Source organism: Flavobacterium gawalongense, from assembly GCF_007097265.1.
In the GTDB taxonomy this organism is placed as follows: Bacteria; Bacteroidota; Bacteroidia; order Flavobacteriales; family Flavobacteriaceae; genus Flavobacterium; species Flavobacterium gawalongense.
Window position 1 is genome coordinate 1 of the sequence record NZ_VJZP01000046.1, and the last position, 16,993, is coordinate 16,993.

The window sequence follows — 16,993 nt, forward strand, 5'->3', positions numbered from 1 at the left end:
GTTTAAAAAGCTTTAAATCGTTGACCGAGGGGTGGAATTTACATAAAGATGTGTCCACACGATAGGAAGCTTCGGGAAGAAAATTGTATCAAGAACTAGAAAATTAGCGTTAAAATGGTCTCGATACACGTCACTTCGAGTGCGAAGCGTATCGAGAAGTTTTGTTCCGTTTTATAGCACAAAATCCAGAAGCGTCGGGACGAACTGGCGTTTTGAATAATTGACACAACAGGTAATTGATATAAATTATTTAATGTGATTTCAAATCAAATTTTCAAGTTTTATAACTTTTTCTATATAGATTTCCTTTAAGTTACTTTTACTTACTTTAAAAACAATAATAAAAGGAGAATCATTTATAAGGGTATCTTGTTCAAAATCTCTTTTGTTTTGAATTGTTTTCCAGTTCTTACAGAAATAACTTGTAATAGCTTGTGTAGCTTTGTTTCCAATGCCACAGAAAAAATAACTATTTAATATTTCTTGGGAGAATTTTATAGGTAGTTTTATTAAGAAACCGATATCATACTGATCATTCATTTCATAGTAGTCAGTCCAACAACTTTGTTGCAATTGTTGGTTAAAATATCTAACTCTAAAACGTAATGGCCTTTCTGTAAAATCAATATATTGAGTTGCATGCTTTGTCAGAGCCCAAAGTGTAAAATAGTTAGAATAAAAACCTATAGAAAATACACAATTTGTTTTGTTTTGTTTTAAAATTGTTTCGTCAAACTTATAATTTCCATTTTCAAACTTAACAATATCTTGGTCATGAATCCGCTTAGGAAGTATTTGATTATAATCTTGGAAAAGAGTAATAAGTTCTAATACACATTCTGTATCTCTTGAATCATGGGTTTGTTCATTTGCAAGGGCAAACTTACCAATCATATCGTTCATTGGAACTAGTTTATTAATCTCAAAAATAGGTTGAACAATAACCGTTTTACCTTCTGCTTTAATTCCTAAAAAATTGTTTAACGTCAGTGAATACTCATTTATATATTGATGCGTATTAGCGTAACCCAAAAATTTTATAAATACAAAGAGATAATCTTCCCTAAAATTAATAACCTCTTTTTGTTTAATTTCATTACGTTTTCTCCAGAGATACATATTGTTAAAAGTGGTAGAAAATGATGTTTGTGAGGTCTCTTCAAGAATTTGCTGAAAATAAGTCTTATTGTTTTTTGGGTTTTCTAACTTCCAAATAGATGTTTCTGAACCTCTATAAGTCATGCCACGCATCATAAATTCTTCTTGAAGTTTGTTTTTAACTTCCATATATAATTTTTCGCAGACGTATTTAGTAAGATTCATAAAGCAAAGTATTTTGTTTCAAAGTATTTCAAAAATATTCCAAAATAACGAATTATTTTTAATAAAAAAAGAATAAAAAAAATAATTAAATGCATTTCATAACTTATAAGTTTGTGGTTTATCCTCTATTTAATAATAGCATGTAAGTTTAAAATAATATAAAAATGGAAAATCAACAAAAACCTAAATTATCGCTTGGGCAAATTTGGAATATGTGTTTCGGGTTTCTCGGTATTCAGTTCGGTATGGGCTTACAATTAGCCAATATGAGTCCTATTTTTCGCTATTTGGGAGCCAATGAACACAGCTTACCACTTCTTTGGCTGGCGGGACCCGTTACTGGACTTGTGATTCAGCCGATTATCGGGGCAATGAGTGATAATACTTGGAATCGGTTTGGTCGCCGCCGCCCTTATTTCTTGACAGGGGCTATTATTGCCAGCATTATCCTCATTTTGATGCCTTATTCCTCGACACTTTGGATGGCAGCAAGTTTTATGTGGATTTTAGATGCCGCTGTCAATAGTTCAATGGAGCCTTTTCGGGCAATGGTGGGCGATATTTTACCCAAAGAACAACAAGCGAAAGGCTTTTCAGTTCAAGCATTTTTGATTGGTGTGGGGCAATTGTTTTCAAGTGTTTTGCCTTATTTATTGACGCTTTTGGGGCTTTCTACCCTAACAACAGGGCAAAATATACCCGATTTTGTGAAATATGCCTTTCTAATGGGGGCTGCCATTATTATAGGTTCTATACTTTGGACGAGTTATACCACCAAAGAATATCCACCTTCAGACATGGAAGCGTTCCGAAAAAAACAAGCGGAAAGTGGTGGTCTTTTCGGGGCTTTCAAAGAAATTTTTGTGGCAGTAAAAGAAATGCCTTTGGCTTTACGTCAAATGTGGTGGGTCAAACTTGCTTGTTGGTACGGTCTGCCTTTGATGTGGCAATACTATTCGCTCTCAATTGCCCGCCACGCTTATAATGCTCCAACAGTAGAGTCGGCAGGTTTTGCTGATGGTGTTAAAATGGGTGGTGTAGCCATTGCTTTTTATTGCGTTGCACCGATTTTGATGTCTTTTTTATTTACACCTTTGATTAGGCGAATGGGTACACGCAAGGTTTTTGCCTTATTCCTAACTATTGGAGCGATTGGTTTCATCGGCACACTATTCACCACTAATATAACGGCTATTTTTGCACTATGTTTCTTGACAGGCATCGGTTTTTCAGCGATTTGTACCGTCCCATACATCATGCTTTCGACGACTGTGCAACCTGCAAGAATGGGTGTTTATATGGGTATTTTGAACGCTTTTATCTGTATTCCGCAAATAATCAGCATGTTAACAGTACCTCTTTATTATGATTCTTTGTTGGCTGGCGACCCTCGTAATGCCATTATTTTAGCAGGTATTTGTTGGTTAATTGCGGCTGTTTTGTGTATGCGCATTACGCCGACTGTTGAAAATATCGAAAGCTAATTTACCCAATAGTGGGCATTGATGGAGAACGTTTAGAATTTAATTAAATCTTTTAAAAAATGAATCAAACAGAAAAAACATGGTGGAAAGAGGCTGTTGTCTATCAAATTTACCCACGCAGTTTTAAAGATAGTAATGGCGATGGTATCGGCGACTTACAAGGAATAATTTCAAAATTAGATTATATCAAAAGTTTAGGTATTGATGTCGTTTGGCTCAATCCTGTTTACAGTTCACCGAATGATGATAACGGCTATGATATATCGGATTATCGAAATATTATGTCGGAGTTTGGCACAATGGAAGATTTCGATGAGTTGCTTAAGGGTATGCACGAACGAGGAATAAAACTCGTCATGGATTTGGTTGTCAATCATTCGAGCGATGAACATTTTTGGTTCAAAGAATCTCGAAAATCAAGAGAAAACCCTTATCGTGATTATTATCATTGGGTTAATGCCGAGGACGGAAAACCTGCCCCTCGTTGGAGTTTTTTCGACCCCGAAGGCGATGCTTGGAAATATGATGAAGCGACAAATGCCTATTATTTACACTATTTTTCGCAAAAACAACCCGATTTGAAATGGGAAAACCCAAAATTGAGACATGAAATATATGACATGATGCACTATTGGTTCAAAAAAGGGATTGATGGTTTCCGAATGGATGTTATTACATTTATTTCAAAAGACCTTTCATACCCACCAATTCCCGAAAAATATCAAGGCAAAATGTGGGATTATTTCTATGCTTCGGGCGAGCGTTTACACGAATACTTGCATGAAATGAACCGTGAAGTATTAAGTAAATATGATATAATGTCTGTTGCTGAAGGACCTGGAACAAGCATAGAAAATGTTTTAGATTTTGTAGATGCAGACCGTAACGAATTGAATATGTCCTATCATTTCGACCATGCTTATTTGGGACTTTTACCTCGAAAAGTGGTTGCTGAGGAAGGTTGGAAATTGGTCGATTTGAAAGCAATATTTACTCGTTGGGATAAGGCTTTGGCTGAAAAAGGTTGGGGAACAATCTATTTTGGGAATCATGACCAACCTCGAATGGTTTCTCGTTGGGGTAATGATAGTCCCGAATGGCGTGCATTATCTTCAAAAATGCTCACCACTTTCTTACTCTCAATGCGAGGAACGCCTTATTATTATCAAGGCGATGAAATAGGAATGTCAAATATCAAATTTGATACTATCGAAGACTATCGAGATATTGAAACCATTAATTGGTATAATTTGACTAAAAAAGAAGGGGGAGATTTAGAACGATTTTTATCTTCGCATAAAATTACTGCCCGTGACAATGGACGTACTCCTATTCAGTGGGATAATTCATCTAATGGGGGATTTACAAATACAACACCTTGGATAAAGGTAAATCCAAATTATGAAACCGTAAATGTTGCGAACCAAGAAAACGACCCTGATTCGGTTTTAAATTATTTTAGAAAAATTACAAAACTGAGAAAACTAAATCCAGTATTGATTTATGGTAAATATACCCTTTTGGACCAAGATAATCCAGACACCTATTGTTATACAAGAGAATTGAATGATACTAAAGTATTAGTAATGTTGAATTTTAAACCAAAAAAAGCTTTAGTTGACTTGGGTATAAATATTTCAAAAACAGAAATTTTAATATCTAATTACAATGAAACTTGTACTCAGAAAAGTAATGGAGAAATCGAATTAAACCCTTTTCATGCAGTTATTTTAGAATTGAATTAAAATATCGATAGCAGAGTTCTAATTTTAAAAAAAATGAATAAAAAAACTTTAAATATTGTTGCTTTTGGAGAAGTTTTATATGATGTTTTCCTGACACATAGAAAAATTGGTGGAGCACCTTTGAATGTGGCTTCGAGATTGACTTCGTTAGGAATTAACGCCCAAATTATTAGCCGAATTGGAAAGGATGAAATCGGGAAAGAATTATTGGAATATATTCAGGCAAATAATATTCCAACTGACACGATTCAAATAGATGAGACTTATTCAACAGGTGAAGTACTCGTTCAATTAGACAAAAAAGGTTCTGCCTCTTACACCATTAATTATCCAGTAGCTTGGGATAAAATCGAAATTACCACCGAAGCAAAAAATTGTGTGGAAAATGCTGACGCTTTAGTTTTTGGAAGTTTAGCTTGCAGAGATGATAGGTCTTATAATTCCTTATTAAGCCTTATCCAAAGTGCAAAATACAAAATATTTGATGTCAATTTGAGAGCGCCTTTTTACGCCAAAGAATTGCTTATTAATCAAATGAAGCAGTCTGATTTCATCAAATTTAATGATGATGAATTGTATGAAATAAGCGAATATCTAAATTCACCTTTTCATTCAATGGAACAAAACATACTTTTTATCGCTGAACAAACCAATGCAAAAAGCATATGCGTGACAAAAGGAAGTCATGGAGCTGTTTTGTATACCCATGGAAAAATGTATTACAATAGTGGTTATAAAATTAATGTTGCCGATACAGTTGGCGCAGGAGATTCTTTTCTTGCAGGATTATTAAGCAAATTATTTGTGAATAAAGAACCACAAAAAGCAATAGATTTTGCTTGTGCATTAGGCGCATTGGTTGCAAGTAATGAAGGTGCAAATCCTAAAATTACAAATGAAGTAATCACAAATTTTATGAATAATAAAGTAATCTTATAAATCATGTATTTAAAAATAAATCACATTCAACATATTGGCATTCCAGTTGCTGATATACTAAAATTGGAATTACCACACATCTGAGTGTACTGGAATTTACATTATATCATTTGAATCCTAAATATTTTGAATTAGTTAAGCATATATTAAAGATGAAAATAACATGAATGTTAATGTATAATTATACTCCCTTAATTTACACAAACGCAAAAGTTAAATGAATAATTGTTGTTGAATTTTGTTGTAAGAGCAGGGTTTTTTATCCTGCTCTTATAAATAATTGTTGCTGAATTTTGTTGTAAAAGCAGGATTTTCTATCCTGCTTTTTTATTGTAAGCAGAATTGTTAAAGAGTTTGAATTTATCTTGTTATCTGGTAAATTTTATTTTATTTCAATATTAATTATTATATTCAACAAGTATTTAGTACTTATTCCTGAACCACACTTTTTGCCATTCTCTTTTCAGAATTAGAAAAGCAACTTCTTCGGCAAGAATAACTAAATCTGAACCGTCCAGTTTTTTTATTTGTTCTTCAGAAACATCAATTATATAAAGTAGATTGAGATATTCGGCAAATTTATATTGAATCAGTCTGTAGATTTTTTCATGCAATTGCAGTTTCAACTCATTAGGAGTAATACTCAACGGAAAATCAATGCCCTCATTAGCCAGATTAAAGTCCTTGTTAATCTGCTCAATTAATTTCAAGTATAGATTTTCTCCCTCAACCTCGATAAGTAGTAAATCTGTATTTTTTGGAGCTATAAACATTTGTTTTTGATTTTTGATTAACGAATTTAGATCCCTGTTACAAAGAAAAGTCACTAAACATTGCCTCTCGACTGCGCCCGAGGTGACAACTGAATACTGAGACTGAACACTACACTGCTCTTCCCATTAAATTTTCACCAAAAGCTCTAAGCATTTCTTTTTTATCGGCATTGATATTCATTTTGTCTAATGTTTGGAAAGCTTTAAATGTAAAATCCTGAATAGCATCTTGTGTTGCTTTTGAAGCACCCGAGCTATTAAAAATCTCTTTCACCGCCTTGATTTTATCTGAATTATCTTCTGGTTGAGCAGAAAACAAATCCATCAATTGTTGTTGCTGCTCCTTTTCTGAGAAAGCAACTGCTTTTAGATACAAATACGTTTTTTTGTTTTCAATAATATCCCCGCCTACTTGTTTTCCAAATGTTTCCGGATCACCAAAAGCATCCAGATAATCATCCTGCAACTGAAACGCTAAGCCTAAATTTAGACCAAAATCATAAATTAAATTCGCATTTTCCTTAGAAGCTTCGGCAATAATTGCTCCCATTTTCATCGCTGCAGCGACTAAAACAGCAGTTTTATATTCAATCATTTTAAGATATTCCGGAATGGTAACGTCATCTCTAACTTCAAAATCCACATCCCATTGCTGTCCTTCGCAAACTTCGAGAGCGGTTTTGCTGAACAATTTAGCCAATTTACGAAATATTTTAGGTTGGTATTTCTCAAAATATTGATACGCCAAAATTAGCATCGCATCACCAGATAAAATTCCGGTATTTATATTCCATCTCTCATGCACTGTTTGCTTCCCTCTTCGCAAGGGAGCATCATCCATAATATCATCATGAACCAATGAAAAATTATGAAAAACCTCAACAGCTAAAGCCGCTGGCAACGCTTTTTTATAATCTGCATCAAAAACTTCAGCGCTCATAAGTGTAAGTACCGGACGTATTCGTTTTCCTCCAAGATCTAAAATATAATGTATGGGTTCATACAAATTTTTGGGCTCTTTGGCTTCATATTGCGATTGCAAATATTCCGAAATAAACTCCTGATACTGATAAATGGTATGCATAAATTAATTTTTGGCTAATTTACAGTATTCACTCTTTATTACAAACTACGTTCCTTAAGGAAATGTTAAATAATAAAAAATACACTGGAAACTATTTTGGTATTCAAAGTTTCCATTTTACATTTGCATCGAAATTTAACATTTCAATTTATAAATCATTTCAAACCATTGTGAAATGAGAATCAAACCTAAATACACTTAACCGATTATGACAACAACGTGGACAATTGATTCAACCCAATCTGATGTTCTGATTAAAATAAGACACTCTATAATTGCCTATTTAGCAGGAACAATCAACAAATTCAAAGGTCATATAGACATTCAGGATAATGAAATTGAAGACGCTTCAATCGAATTTTCATTGGATGTAAACAACACCGATACAAAACTGGAACAAATGGATACCCATTTAAGATTGAATGATTTTTTTGATATAAATGAATATCCAATTATAAGTTTTAAGTCTACGTCATTTCAAAAAGTGAACAAGAATATTAATTTTTTGAAAGGAAATCTAACCATCAAAAACATAACAAAAGTTGTTGAACTTGATGCAGAGTTCATTGGAATCAACGCTTATAATGGCGATCAAAAAGCCGCTTTTGAAATAACGGGAGAAATTAACCGTAAAGATTTCGGATTAATATCCAATTCATTTAATCAAACTAGTGGTTTAGCAATAGGACAAGACATCAAACTTATAGCTAATCTAGAATTTACGGTTTAAAAAGGACTAGTTATATAAATGTTAAATAATTGCAAATATGGCGGAAACTATTTTAGTGTTAAAAGTTTCCGTATTACATTTGCATCAAAAATTAATTATTTTAAATAAATCGCAACAGGTTAAGAATAAAGAAAATGAAAGAGAAAATAATTAAAAAAGCCAGTGAACTGTTTTTAAAATTAGGTTTTAAGAGCATCACTATGGATGATATTGCCTGCGAAATGTGTATTTCTAAAAAAACGATATACAAGTACTTCTGCAATAAAGAAATTCTCATTGAAGAAAGTACCGCGGTAATCCACAAAGAAGTTCATGAAATCATTGACAGCATCATCGCTAAAAACCACAATGCCATTGAGGAAAATTTTGAAATCAGAAAAATGTTTAAGGATATGTTTAAGAGTTCAGATGCTTCTCCTATTTATCAATTGAAAAAATATTATCCGGAGATTTATCACAATGTAATATCAAAAGAAATTGATCAATGTTCCCAATGTTTTAGAGATAATATAGAAAAAGGGATTCGTGAAAAACTCTATCGTGAAGATTTGGATATTGAAATTTACGTGAAATTTTATTACACCTTGATTTTTCATATCAACGAAAATACAAGTTCCGAAAAAGAAGCCCAAAAAATAGAACTGGAAGCACTGGAATACCACACGCGAGCCATGGCTACCCCCGCAGGAATACTGGAATTAGAAAAACAACTTAAAAAATTCACCACTTATTAATTATCCACATATGAAATCGCCATTAACAACAAGTTTGCGCAAGCAAACACCAATAAATAAAAAGGCGATACCATACCTGCCTGTCGGCAGACAGGTATGACAACTAACAATTAAATTTTACATATATGAAAAAAATAATTTCAATCACTTTCTTGATTTTTGCGATTGCCGCAAATGCGCAAGAATCGAATACTGTTGAAAAGACGAAGCAGTATTATGCATTTAGTTTAGAAGAAGCCATAAATCATGCTTTAGTCAATAATTATACCGCCATAAACGCCAGCAGGGATATTAATGCGGCGAAGAAGAAAAAATGGGAAACCACCGCCATGGGATTGCCACAAATCAATGCCAGTTTAGATTACACAAACAATTTTGAACTGCAAAAATCCCTGATTCCCGCTGAATTTTTCGGAGGAAATAAAGGGGAATTCGCCGAAGTGGCTTTTGGAACCAAACACAATATGACCGCAAGAGCCACCCTAAGTCAGTTGATTTTTGACGGTTCATATATTGTAGCACTACAAGCCTCAAAAACCTACCTGAAATTTTACGAAAACGCGAAACAAAAAACGCAGGTTGAAACCAAGGAAATGGTCATCAACGCCTACGGGAACGTATTATTGGCCGAGGAAGGAATTGCCATTCTGGAAAAGAATAAAGCAACCCTGGAAAAAACCTTATTCGACACCAAAGAAACTTTCAAAAGCGGTTTGATTGAAGAGGAAAATGTAGAGCAACTTCAAATCACGCTGACTTCTATCGTCAGCAACTTAAATTACAACAAAAGACTTTTAGACATTTCCTATAAAATGTTGAAAATCACCTTAGGAATCGACATCAATGACGATTTGAAACTGACGGACAAACTGGACAATTTAACCATCAGCAATTTAGACCTTACTTTCAATCAGGATGGATTTAATGTAAACAACAATATCAATTATCAAATGGCCCTGAACTTTGAGGAGCAAAGAGAATTGGAATTAAAATTACAAAAAAGCAAAGCGCTTCCCACTTTAACTGCCAATATGAATTTTGGGTATAACGCCTTTGGAAACCAATTTGAATTTTTTACCAGAAACCAAAAATGGCTGAATTATTCCAACCTGGGCATGACGCTTAACGTTCCTATTTTTAGCGGTTTAGCCCGAACATCCCGCACACAACAAGCTAAAATAGCTTTGGAACAAGCCAAAACGCAACTAACGGAAACCGAGCAAAAACTCAAATTACAGTATGCAAGTGCCAAAAGCGACTACGAATTCAGCATTGAAGAATACGAAACAGCCAAAGAAAATTTGAAACTGGCCGAACGAATTGAGAAAAAACAACAAACAAAATTTACGGAAGGTTTATCAACCAGTTTTGATTTTAATGACGCACAAAGACAACTCTATGATGCGCAACAAAAATACTTACAGTCTATGGTTGAAATAATAAACAAAAAAGCCAGTCTGGAAAAGGTAATTAACAAAATATAATAACACTATAACTATTTAGCAATGAGATCAATTGTATACGAATTCCGAAAAATAAATAAGACCAATATGAGTAAACGAATACTATTATTTACAGCCCTGTCGATTTTCTTATTTTCCTGTTCCAATAAAGAAAACAATACAGATACCGACACTTTAATCGCGTCTAAAAACCTGGCTTCCATCAAAGCCAAAAGAGCCGAATTGCAAACTCAAATCACCAAACTGGACGAAGCTATAGCGAGTTTAGACACCAAAGTAGAAGAAGCCTTAGTATCAGTAACGACCGTAAAAGACACTGTTTTTAGCCACTATCTTGAAGTACAGGGAAATGTGGAAACGAAAGAAAACCTGATTATCTATCCACAATTTTCCGGAATCCTGACTTCTCTGAACGTGGTGGCCGGTCAAAAAGTTAGCAAAGGACAATTACTGGGAATGATTGATGACGGCGGATTAAGCCAACAATTGGCACAGGCACAATCACAACTGGCTTTGGCAAAAACAACTTTTGAAAGACAAAAACGTTTATGGGATCAAAAAATTGGTTCAGAAATACAATTCCTGCAAGCACAAACCAATATGGTTAGCCAACAAAAAATGGTTTCACAAATCAAAGCGCAACTGGCCAAAACCAGAATTGTCGCTCCATTTTCAGGTGTAATTGATGAAACATTGATCGAAAGAGGCCAAGTGGTCGCTCCGGGTCAGGGATTGATGCGAATCGTAAACCTAAACAACATGTATGTTTCTACATCGGTACCGGAAAACTACATCGGAAAACTAAAAGTGGGGACCTCAGTTGATGTTTATTTGACTTCATTGGACAAAAACTACTCCGGTAAAATTCGTCAAGTGGCCAATAACATCAATCCAAACAACAGAACGTTCACGATTGAGGTTTCTGTTCCAAACAAAGAGAATTTATTGAGACCGAATCAAGTGGCCAAACTTAGAATCGTAGATTATACTGCTAAAAACGCTATCGTTGTCCCAACCAATGTGGTTCAGGAAGATGGAGGAAAAAACAAATTTGTTTTTATTGTGACGAATACAAAAGGCACCACAGGCATTGCCAAAAAAGTATTGGTAGAATTGGGACAATCCTCTAACAATGTAACAGAAATTCTAAGCGGATTATCAGCGGATGATATCATCGTTACCGAAGGAGTAAATACGATTTCAGACGGAATGAAATTAAATTTCTAATAATTGATTGAAGGATTGGAGAAGGACATGGTCCGTTTCTAAAAACAAAATCTATAATCTATACATTATGTCACATCAAAATAAAGAATTCGGAATATCGAGTTGGGCGGTAGACAACCGGGTTACCGTTTACATTGTAACCCTGCTCATCGTAATTTTAGGTCTAACCGCCTATATCACCATGCCAAGAGAGGATTTTCCTGAAATCATCGAAAACAAAATATACATATCTTCTGTTTTCCCTGGAAATTCAGCCGAGGATGTCGAAAAACTGGTTATAAAACCTTTAGAAAAAGAAATTAAAAACATCAGTGGGGTCGAAAAAGTGACTTCAAGTTCTTTTCAGGATTACGGAATGATTATCGCCGAATTTTCGGATGACGTTACTGTTGAAGAAGCCAAAACCAGAATCAAAGACAAAGTAGACAATGCCAAAGCCGACACCGATTGGCCTAACTTAGACAACGGCAGCAAGGTAGAACCGAATGTTTTTGAATTAAACATATCCGAAGAAGTTCCTATCTTAAACATTAACCTACAAGGAAATTACACTACCCAACAACTTAAAAAATACGGTGAATTACTTCAGGACGATATCGAAGAAATTGCCGAAGTTAAGAAAGTGGACATTTTAGGCGTTGATGACAAAGAGGTGGAAATTGCGGTTGACATTTTCAAAATGACCGCTGCCCAAGTTACATTCGACGAAATCCAGAATGCGGTTAAGAACGAGAACATGACCCTTTCCGGAGGAAATTTGATTTCCCAAGGTTCCAGAAACAATATCCGAATTGTGGGGGAAATTAAAAACCCACAGGAATTAGAAAACATCATCGTTAAATTCTACGGTGGAGCAGTTTATCTAAAAGATATCGCAACCATTGCTTTCAAAGAAAAAGAGAAAACAACCTATGCCCGTGAAAAAGGAAAAGAAGTGGTGATGCTCACCGTAAAAAAACGTTCGGGACAAAACATGATTTCTGCCATTGAACAGGTAAAAGAAAAAATAGAAGAAGCCAAAGCCAGTTATTTGCCTAAAAATTTACACCTAGAATTGACCAACGATCAATCTTCACGGGTAGAACACCAGGTAGATGAATTATCTAATCATATCATCTTCGGAATCATTCTAGTAATGATTGTTTTGATGTTTACCATGGGATTGCGTAACTCATTATTCGTAGGAGCGGCGATTCCGTTATCTATGTTGATGGCATTTGCGATACTTTCGGCTTTTGGATTAACATTGAACACCATGGTTCTTTTCGGATTGGTAATGGGACTGGGAATGCTGGTTGATGACGGTATTGTGGTTGTCGACAACGTATTTGCCAATATGAAAAAAGGCATGAACCGTGTACAGGCGTCTAAAATTGGTATTGGCGAAATTGCCTGGCCGGTGATTTCTTCAACAGCCACCACCCTGATGGCCTTTTTACCTTTTGCCTTATGGCCGGGAACCATGGGGAAATTCATGAAATATTTCCCAATTACATTAACCGTAACCCTAACAGCTTCTTTGTTTGTCGCTATGGTTGTTAATGCCGCCATGACAGGAGGTTCTATGGCCATTGAAGATAAAAATGTATCTAAAAAATCGGCAAAAACCTACACCATTATATTTACGGCGATTGCATTTATTTTTGTCCTTCTGGGTAATATCTATGATGCTAAACTGGCCAAAGCCATTGGTCACTTATCTATTATTTCACTTGTATTAATGTGGTTGTATAAACTAAAAATATACCAGTGGACCCAGGATTTTCAGCATAACTTTTTTCCAAAAATGGAAGACAGGTACCAAAACTTTTTAGCAAAAATCCTGACTAAAAGAAGATCTTGGTATGCCTTGGCGGGGATTATAGGATTGTTGTTTTTCTCCTTTGTGCTCTTGGGAATTTTTCCTAGAAAAGTGTTGTTCTTCCCGGACAATATTCCGAATCAGGTAATTGCTTATATCGAATACCCTCAAGGTACCGATATCCAGAAAACAAACAAAGCCACCTTATTTGTGGAGAAACAAATCATTTCGATTTTAAACAAATATGTAGATCCGAAAACGAATGAAAATTTCCTGGCAGAATCTATCGTATCACAAGTAGGTGTTGGTGCCGGAAATCCGAATGTGGATGCCGGCTCTGCTTCGGAAACGCCTTTCAAAGGAAAGGTAACGGTAAGTTTTTCGGAGTTTAAATTCCGTAAAGGCATTAATACCGCTGATATCTTAGAAGAAATTCGTCAGAAAGTTACCGGTATCGCAGGTGCGACCGTTACCGTAGAAAAAGATGCTAACGGGCCACCGGCCGGTTACCCGATCAGTATCCAATTGACAGGAACAGATTATGATGTGATGCTTAAAGAAGCCGACAAGATGATCGCTTACATCAATTCGAAAAACATTCCGGGTATTGAGCGATTGAGTGTCGATGTCAATAAAGAAAGTCCGGAACTGGAAGTAACTGTTGACCGTGTCAATGCGGGAAGTATGGGAGTATCTACAGGACAGCTTGGTTTTACCTTACGCCGTTCGGTTTATGGGCAGGAAATTTCCACTTATAAAGAAGGCGACGATGATTACAATATCACCATGCGTATGCAAGAAGACCAACGCAAAAATGAAAACGTATTGTTCAATCAATCGTTGACTTTCAGAAATCAAAATAATGGTCAAATCGTGCAGATTCCTGTTTCGGCCATCTCTGAAACAGAAAAAACCACGACCTACAACCAGATTAAAAGAAAGAATCACAAACGCATCATGACGGTGTATTCGAATGTCTTGACGGGTTACAATGGAGATGAGATCACCAAACAGATTGCATCTGATTTAAAGAGTTATCAATTGCCAAAAACAATATCGTATTCCTTTTCAGGAGTTCAGGAAGAGCAAGGAAAAAATCAGAATTTCTTAATGTTTGCCTTGTTTCTTGCCTTGGCCGGTATTACTTTAATTATTGTTTTACAGTTCAATTCGGTTTCCAAATCGATGGTTATTTTATTTACCGTATTGTTAAGTTTTAGTGGTGTTTTCTATGGTTATGTCATTGCCAATATGGATTTCATCATCTTAATGACGATGATGGGAATTATTTCTCTTGCCGGAATCGTGGTGAAAAACGGAATTGTATTGATGGACTTTTTCGTTTTGTTATTAGACCAAAAAGTAGCCGAAAAACAAGTGGAAAATCATGACGATTTATCATTGGAGGAAATAAAAGAAGTAATCATCGAATCCGGGAAATCAAGATTACGTCCGGTATTATTGACCGCATTGACGGCAGTATTGGGATTGATTCCACTGGCTATCGGATTGAACTTTGACTTCTTCTCTCTGGTTACCGATTTCAATCCACACTTCTTTATGGGTGGAGACAACGTAGTTTTCTGGGGACCGTTGGCTTGGACCATTATCTTCGGATTGACTTATGCCACTGTCTTAACATTGGTGATGGTTCCGGTGATGTTCTATTTGGTAAAAAGAACCAAATATTGGTTAAGAGACCGAAAAAAAAATAAACCATCGGAAACGATTTAAGAGTCCGTTATTAAATAAAAACCCGCCCCAATCATCTGGGGCGGGTTTTTGTTTTTGAAAAACATTTTCTTAAGAACTCCCTTCTTCAAGACAATACATAAACTATTTTAAATCTTCTTTATAACATAAGTCACAATACCCCAAATGATCAATTGATTTTCTTCGGTAACTTTTATAGGAGAATAATTAGGATTTTCAGGCATGAGATACAAACAATCTTTCTCGAGCTGAATGCGTTTCACTGTAAATTCTCCATCAATAAAACAAATGGCAATTTTATTGTTTTGAGGTTCCAGACTTCGATCCACCACAAGCACATCTTTGTCATTTATACCCGCATCAATCATCGAATTTCCTTTGACTTTGATATAAAAAGTGGCCAAAGGATTTTCACTTAGTTCTTTGTTTAAATCGATATTCGTTTCCATAAAATCAGCGGCTGGAGATGGAAATCCCGCCGAAACACCTTCGGACATGAAAGGAATTTTTAGGTCACTTTCAAAATCAGGCAGAAAGAATGTTAGTCTTTGTTCTTTGTTTAGTGACATTTTATTTCGAGAATATCTTTAAAATTAGTGGTATATTTTGGCGACAAATGATTCTGATTCATATTCCACGTCAGGCTTAAATTTTGAGTAGCCAACTTTATTTTTTTGTCTCCAATTTTGTTATTGAGATGATCCATAACTTTCATCAAAGCCAAATGTTTTGGGTTTTCCTCATCAAATAACTGCAATTGTTTTCTATTTTCATCAATAAGTTCCGTAACAATAACGCCGGCTTTCTTGAATTTTATAGTTTCATTTCCTATGTACAATTTCTTAAAGATATCAATTGCCGTATTCGAAATTGTCAAAGTAGAATTAGTTGCAAAAGGCAGGGTAACCGCCATATTAAAATAATATTTTGACGTTTCTATCGTATGTTTATCGATGACTAACATTACTATAATCGCATGACAACAAGAGTTTTGTTTCCGTAATTTCTCTGCACAAACCGATGCAAAAGTGGCAATGCGTTCGCGCAATAAATCAAAATCAGAGATTTGTTTTGGAAAACTTCTGGTAATCGCGATACTTTTCTTTTGGTCCGCAAGAGGTTCTAAGTCTAAAACTGATTTTCCTTCTAATTCATATTTTAACCGAAGACCAGTTACTCCCATTTCTTTCTTAATCCAAGCTTCGTGTTGTGGTGCTATAAAGTCTAAAGCAGTGGTAATATTTCGAGCTTTCATCTTTTTATTCATGCGATAACCAATACCCCAAACATCTTCAATTTTGGTCCATTTCAAAGCTTTGGTGCGTTTCTCATCACTATCGATTACATAGACACCATGCGTTCTGTTTTGAAATTTCTTGGCAATTTTATTGGCTACTTTTGATAATGCTTTGGTTGGTGCAAAACCAATACAAACGGGAATTCCCACCCATTTTTGTATGCGGGTTTTCATTTGAATACCATAATCATGGTAATCTAAAACCTGTAAACCATCAAAATTAAGAAAAGCTTCATCAATGCTGTAAATTTCGACATTAGGCGTAAATTGACCTAAAATTGACATCACCCGATTACTCAAATCCCCATAAAGGGCATAATTCGAAGAAAATAACTTTACCCCTTTCTCTTTTACCAGCTCCTTGATTTTAAATGCCGGCGCGCCCATTGGAATTCCAGCCGCTTTGGCTTCACTGCTTCTGGAAATTACACAGCCATCATTATTTGACAATATTGCAATAGGTTTTCCTGCGAATTGAGGTTGAAAAACCCTTTCGCAAGAAGCGTAAAAATTGTTACAATCGACTAAAGCATACATCGTACAAAATTACTCAATATGCTTTTATGCGAGTAAGTAACAAAAGTTAATTTTAGGGATTGTTAATAACTCACCTTACGCAAAAATATAATAAAAATTCATAGTTTTAACATTTGAGAAGTTGATAACATTTAGGGGCTACA

The 16,993-nt window shown here is 35.1% G+C and carries 13 protein-coding genes; 8 read left to right on the forward strand and 5 right to left on the reverse strand.

Annotated features, from left to right (window positions below):
• Nucleotides 1-261 precede the first annotated feature (261 nt).
• The gene (locus tag FNW38_RS16280) at nt 262-1,287 is read right to left on the reverse strand and encodes a hypothetical protein (RefSeq protein ID WP_143387444.1); all 1,026 of its coding nucleotides are present in this window, start codon (nt 1,285-1,287) and stop codon (nt 262-264) included.
• Nucleotides 1,288-1,487: 200 nt separating this feature from the next.
• Here FNW38_RS16280 and FNW38_RS16285 point away from each other — a divergent pair, with 200 nt between their 5' ends.
• Genes FNW38_RS16285 through FNW38_RS16295 form a run of 3 tightly spaced genes read left to right on the forward strand, consistent with a single transcriptional unit; the run spans nt 1,488 to nt 5,491 of the window.
• Nucleotides 1,488-2,807: an MFS transporter gene (locus FNW38_RS16285; RefSeq protein WP_144065060.1), complete on the forward strand. Its 1,320-nt coding sequence runs from the start codon at nt 1,488-1,490 to the stop codon at nt 2,805-2,807.
• A gap of 59 nt (nt 2,808-2,866) precedes the next feature.
• Nucleotides 2,867-4,552: a glycoside hydrolase family 13 protein gene (locus FNW38_RS16290; protein WP_144065059.1), complete on the forward strand. Its 1,686-nt coding sequence runs from the start codon at nt 2,867-2,869 to the stop codon at nt 4,550-4,552.
• A 33-nt stretch (nt 4,553-4,585) separates the two neighbouring features.
• The gene (locus FNW38_RS16295) at nt 4,586-5,491 is read left to right on the forward strand and encodes a carbohydrate kinase family protein (protein WP_144065058.1); all 906 of its coding nucleotides are present in this window, start codon (nt 4,586-4,588) and stop codon (nt 5,489-5,491) included.
• Between the two features lie 422 nt (nt 5,492-5,913).
• On the opposite strand, the gene FNW38_RS16300 is transcribed toward FNW38_RS16295, so the two are convergent.
• Together FNW38_RS16300 and FNW38_RS16305 are read right to left on the reverse strand one after the other, a co-directional pair.
• The gene (locus FNW38_RS16300; protein WP_144065057.1) at nt 5,914-6,264 is read right to left on the reverse strand and encodes a hypothetical protein; all 351 of its coding nucleotides are present in this window, start codon (nt 6,262-6,264) and stop codon (nt 5,914-5,916) included.
• Between the two features lie 109 nt (nt 6,265-6,373).
• Nucleotides 6,374-7,348, reverse strand: a complete 975-nt coding sequence (locus FNW38_RS16305) for a polyprenyl synthetase family protein (RefSeq protein WP_144065056.1) — start codon at nt 7,346-7,348, stop codon at nt 6,374-6,376.
• 208 nt (nt 7,349-7,556) lie between these two features.
• Here FNW38_RS16305 and FNW38_RS16310 point away from each other — a divergent pair, with 208 nt between their 5' ends.
• The 5 genes from FNW38_RS16310 to FNW38_RS16330 all read left to right on the forward strand — a co-directional run bounded on the left by FNW38_RS16310 (nt 7,557) and on the right by FNW38_RS16330 (nt 15,037).
• Complete coding sequence (locus FNW38_RS16310; protein ID WP_143387438.1) at nt 7,557-8,078, forward strand: YceI family protein; 522 nt, start codon at nt 7,557-7,559, stop codon at nt 8,076-8,078.
• A 134-nt stretch (nt 8,079-8,212) separates the two neighbouring features.
• A complete protein-coding gene (locus tag FNW38_RS16315; RefSeq protein WP_143387437.1) occupies nt 8,213-8,812 on the forward strand; it encodes a TetR/AcrR family transcriptional regulator in 600 nt (199 codons plus the stop codon).
• Nucleotides 8,813-8,937: 125 nt separating this feature from the next.
• Nucleotides 8,938-10,296 carry a TolC family protein gene (locus tag FNW38_RS16320; protein WP_143387436.1) on the forward strand — a complete coding sequence of 453 codons (1,359 nt, stop codon included), beginning with the start codon at nt 8,938-8,940 and terminating at the stop codon, nt 10,294-10,296.
• 21 nt (nt 10,297-10,317) lie between these two features.
• Entirely contained in the window at nt 10,318-11,502 is a 1,185-nt protein-coding gene (locus tag FNW38_RS16325; RefSeq protein ID WP_235890224.1) for an efflux RND transporter periplasmic adaptor subunit, read from the forward strand.
• A 67-nt stretch (nt 11,503-11,569) separates the two neighbouring features.
• Nucleotides 11,570-15,037: an efflux RND transporter permease subunit gene (locus tag FNW38_RS16330; protein WP_143387435.1), complete on the forward strand. Its 3,468-nt coding sequence runs from the start codon at nt 11,570-11,572 to the stop codon at nt 15,035-15,037.
• A 107-nt stretch (nt 15,038-15,144) separates the two neighbouring features.
• Here FNW38_RS16330 and FNW38_RS16335 read toward each other — a convergent pair whose 3' ends face one another.
• Both FNW38_RS16335 and FNW38_RS16340 read right to left on the reverse strand, forming a co-directional pair.
• The gene (locus FNW38_RS16335; protein ID WP_143389010.1) at nt 15,145-15,585 is read right to left on the reverse strand and encodes a LexA family protein; all 441 of its coding nucleotides are present in this window, start codon (nt 15,583-15,585) and stop codon (nt 15,145-15,147) included.
• On the reverse strand, nt 15,576-16,850 hold the full coding sequence (locus FNW38_RS16340) for a Y-family DNA polymerase (protein ID WP_143389009.1): 1,275 nt from the start codon (nt 16,848-16,850) through the stop codon (nt 15,576-15,578). Before FNW38_RS16340 ends, FNW38_RS16335 begins: the two co-directional genes overlap by 10 nt.
• Nucleotides 16,851-16,993: the final 143 nt, after the last annotated feature.

Bases quoted from the DNA above. Each gene is read 5' to 3' on its own strand.
- FNW38_RS16280 (WP_143387444.1), bottom strand. From the start codon at position 1,287: ATGGAAGTTAAAAACAAACTTCAAGAAGAATTTATGATGCGTGGCATG.
- FNW38_RS16285 (WP_144065060.1), top strand. From the start codon at position 1,488: ATGGAAAATCAACAAAAACCTAAATTATCGCTTGGGCAAATTTGGAAT.
- FNW38_RS16290 (WP_144065059.1), top strand. From the start codon at position 2,867: ATGAATCAAACAGAAAAAACATGGTGGAAAGAGGCTGTTGTCTATCAA.
- FNW38_RS16295 (WP_144065058.1), top strand. From the start codon at position 4,586: ATGAATAAAAAAACTTTAAATATTGTTGCTTTTGGAGAAGTTTTATAT.
- FNW38_RS16300 (WP_144065057.1), bottom strand. From the start codon at position 6,264: ATGTTTATAGCTCCAAAAAATACAGATTTACTACTTATCGAGGTTGAG.
- FNW38_RS16305 (WP_144065056.1), bottom strand. From the start codon at position 7,348: ATGCATACCATTTATCAGTATCAGGAGTTTATTTCGGAATATTTGCAA.
- FNW38_RS16310 (WP_143387438.1), top strand. From the start codon at position 7,557: ATGACAACAACGTGGACAATTGATTCAACCCAATCTGATGTTCTGATT.
- FNW38_RS16315 (WP_143387437.1), top strand. From the start codon at position 8,213: ATGAAAGAGAAAATAATTAAAAAAGCCAGTGAACTGTTTTTAAAATTA.
- FNW38_RS16320 (WP_143387436.1), top strand. From the start codon at position 8,938: ATGAAAAAAATAATTTCAATCACTTTCTTGATTTTTGCGATTGCCGCA.
- FNW38_RS16325 (WP_235890224.1), top strand. From the start codon at position 10,318: ATGAGATCAATTGTATACGAATTCCGAAAAATAAATAAGACCAATATG.
- FNW38_RS16330 (WP_143387435.1), top strand. From the start codon at position 11,570: ATGTCACATCAAAATAAAGAATTCGGAATATCGAGTTGGGCGGTAGAC.
- FNW38_RS16335 (WP_143389010.1), bottom strand. From the start codon at position 15,585: ATGTCACTAAACAAAGAACAAAGACTAACATTCTTTCTGCCTGATTTT.
- FNW38_RS16340 (WP_143389009.1), bottom strand. From the start codon at position 16,850: ATGTATGCTTTAGTCGATTGTAACAATTTTTACGCTTCTTGCGAAAGG.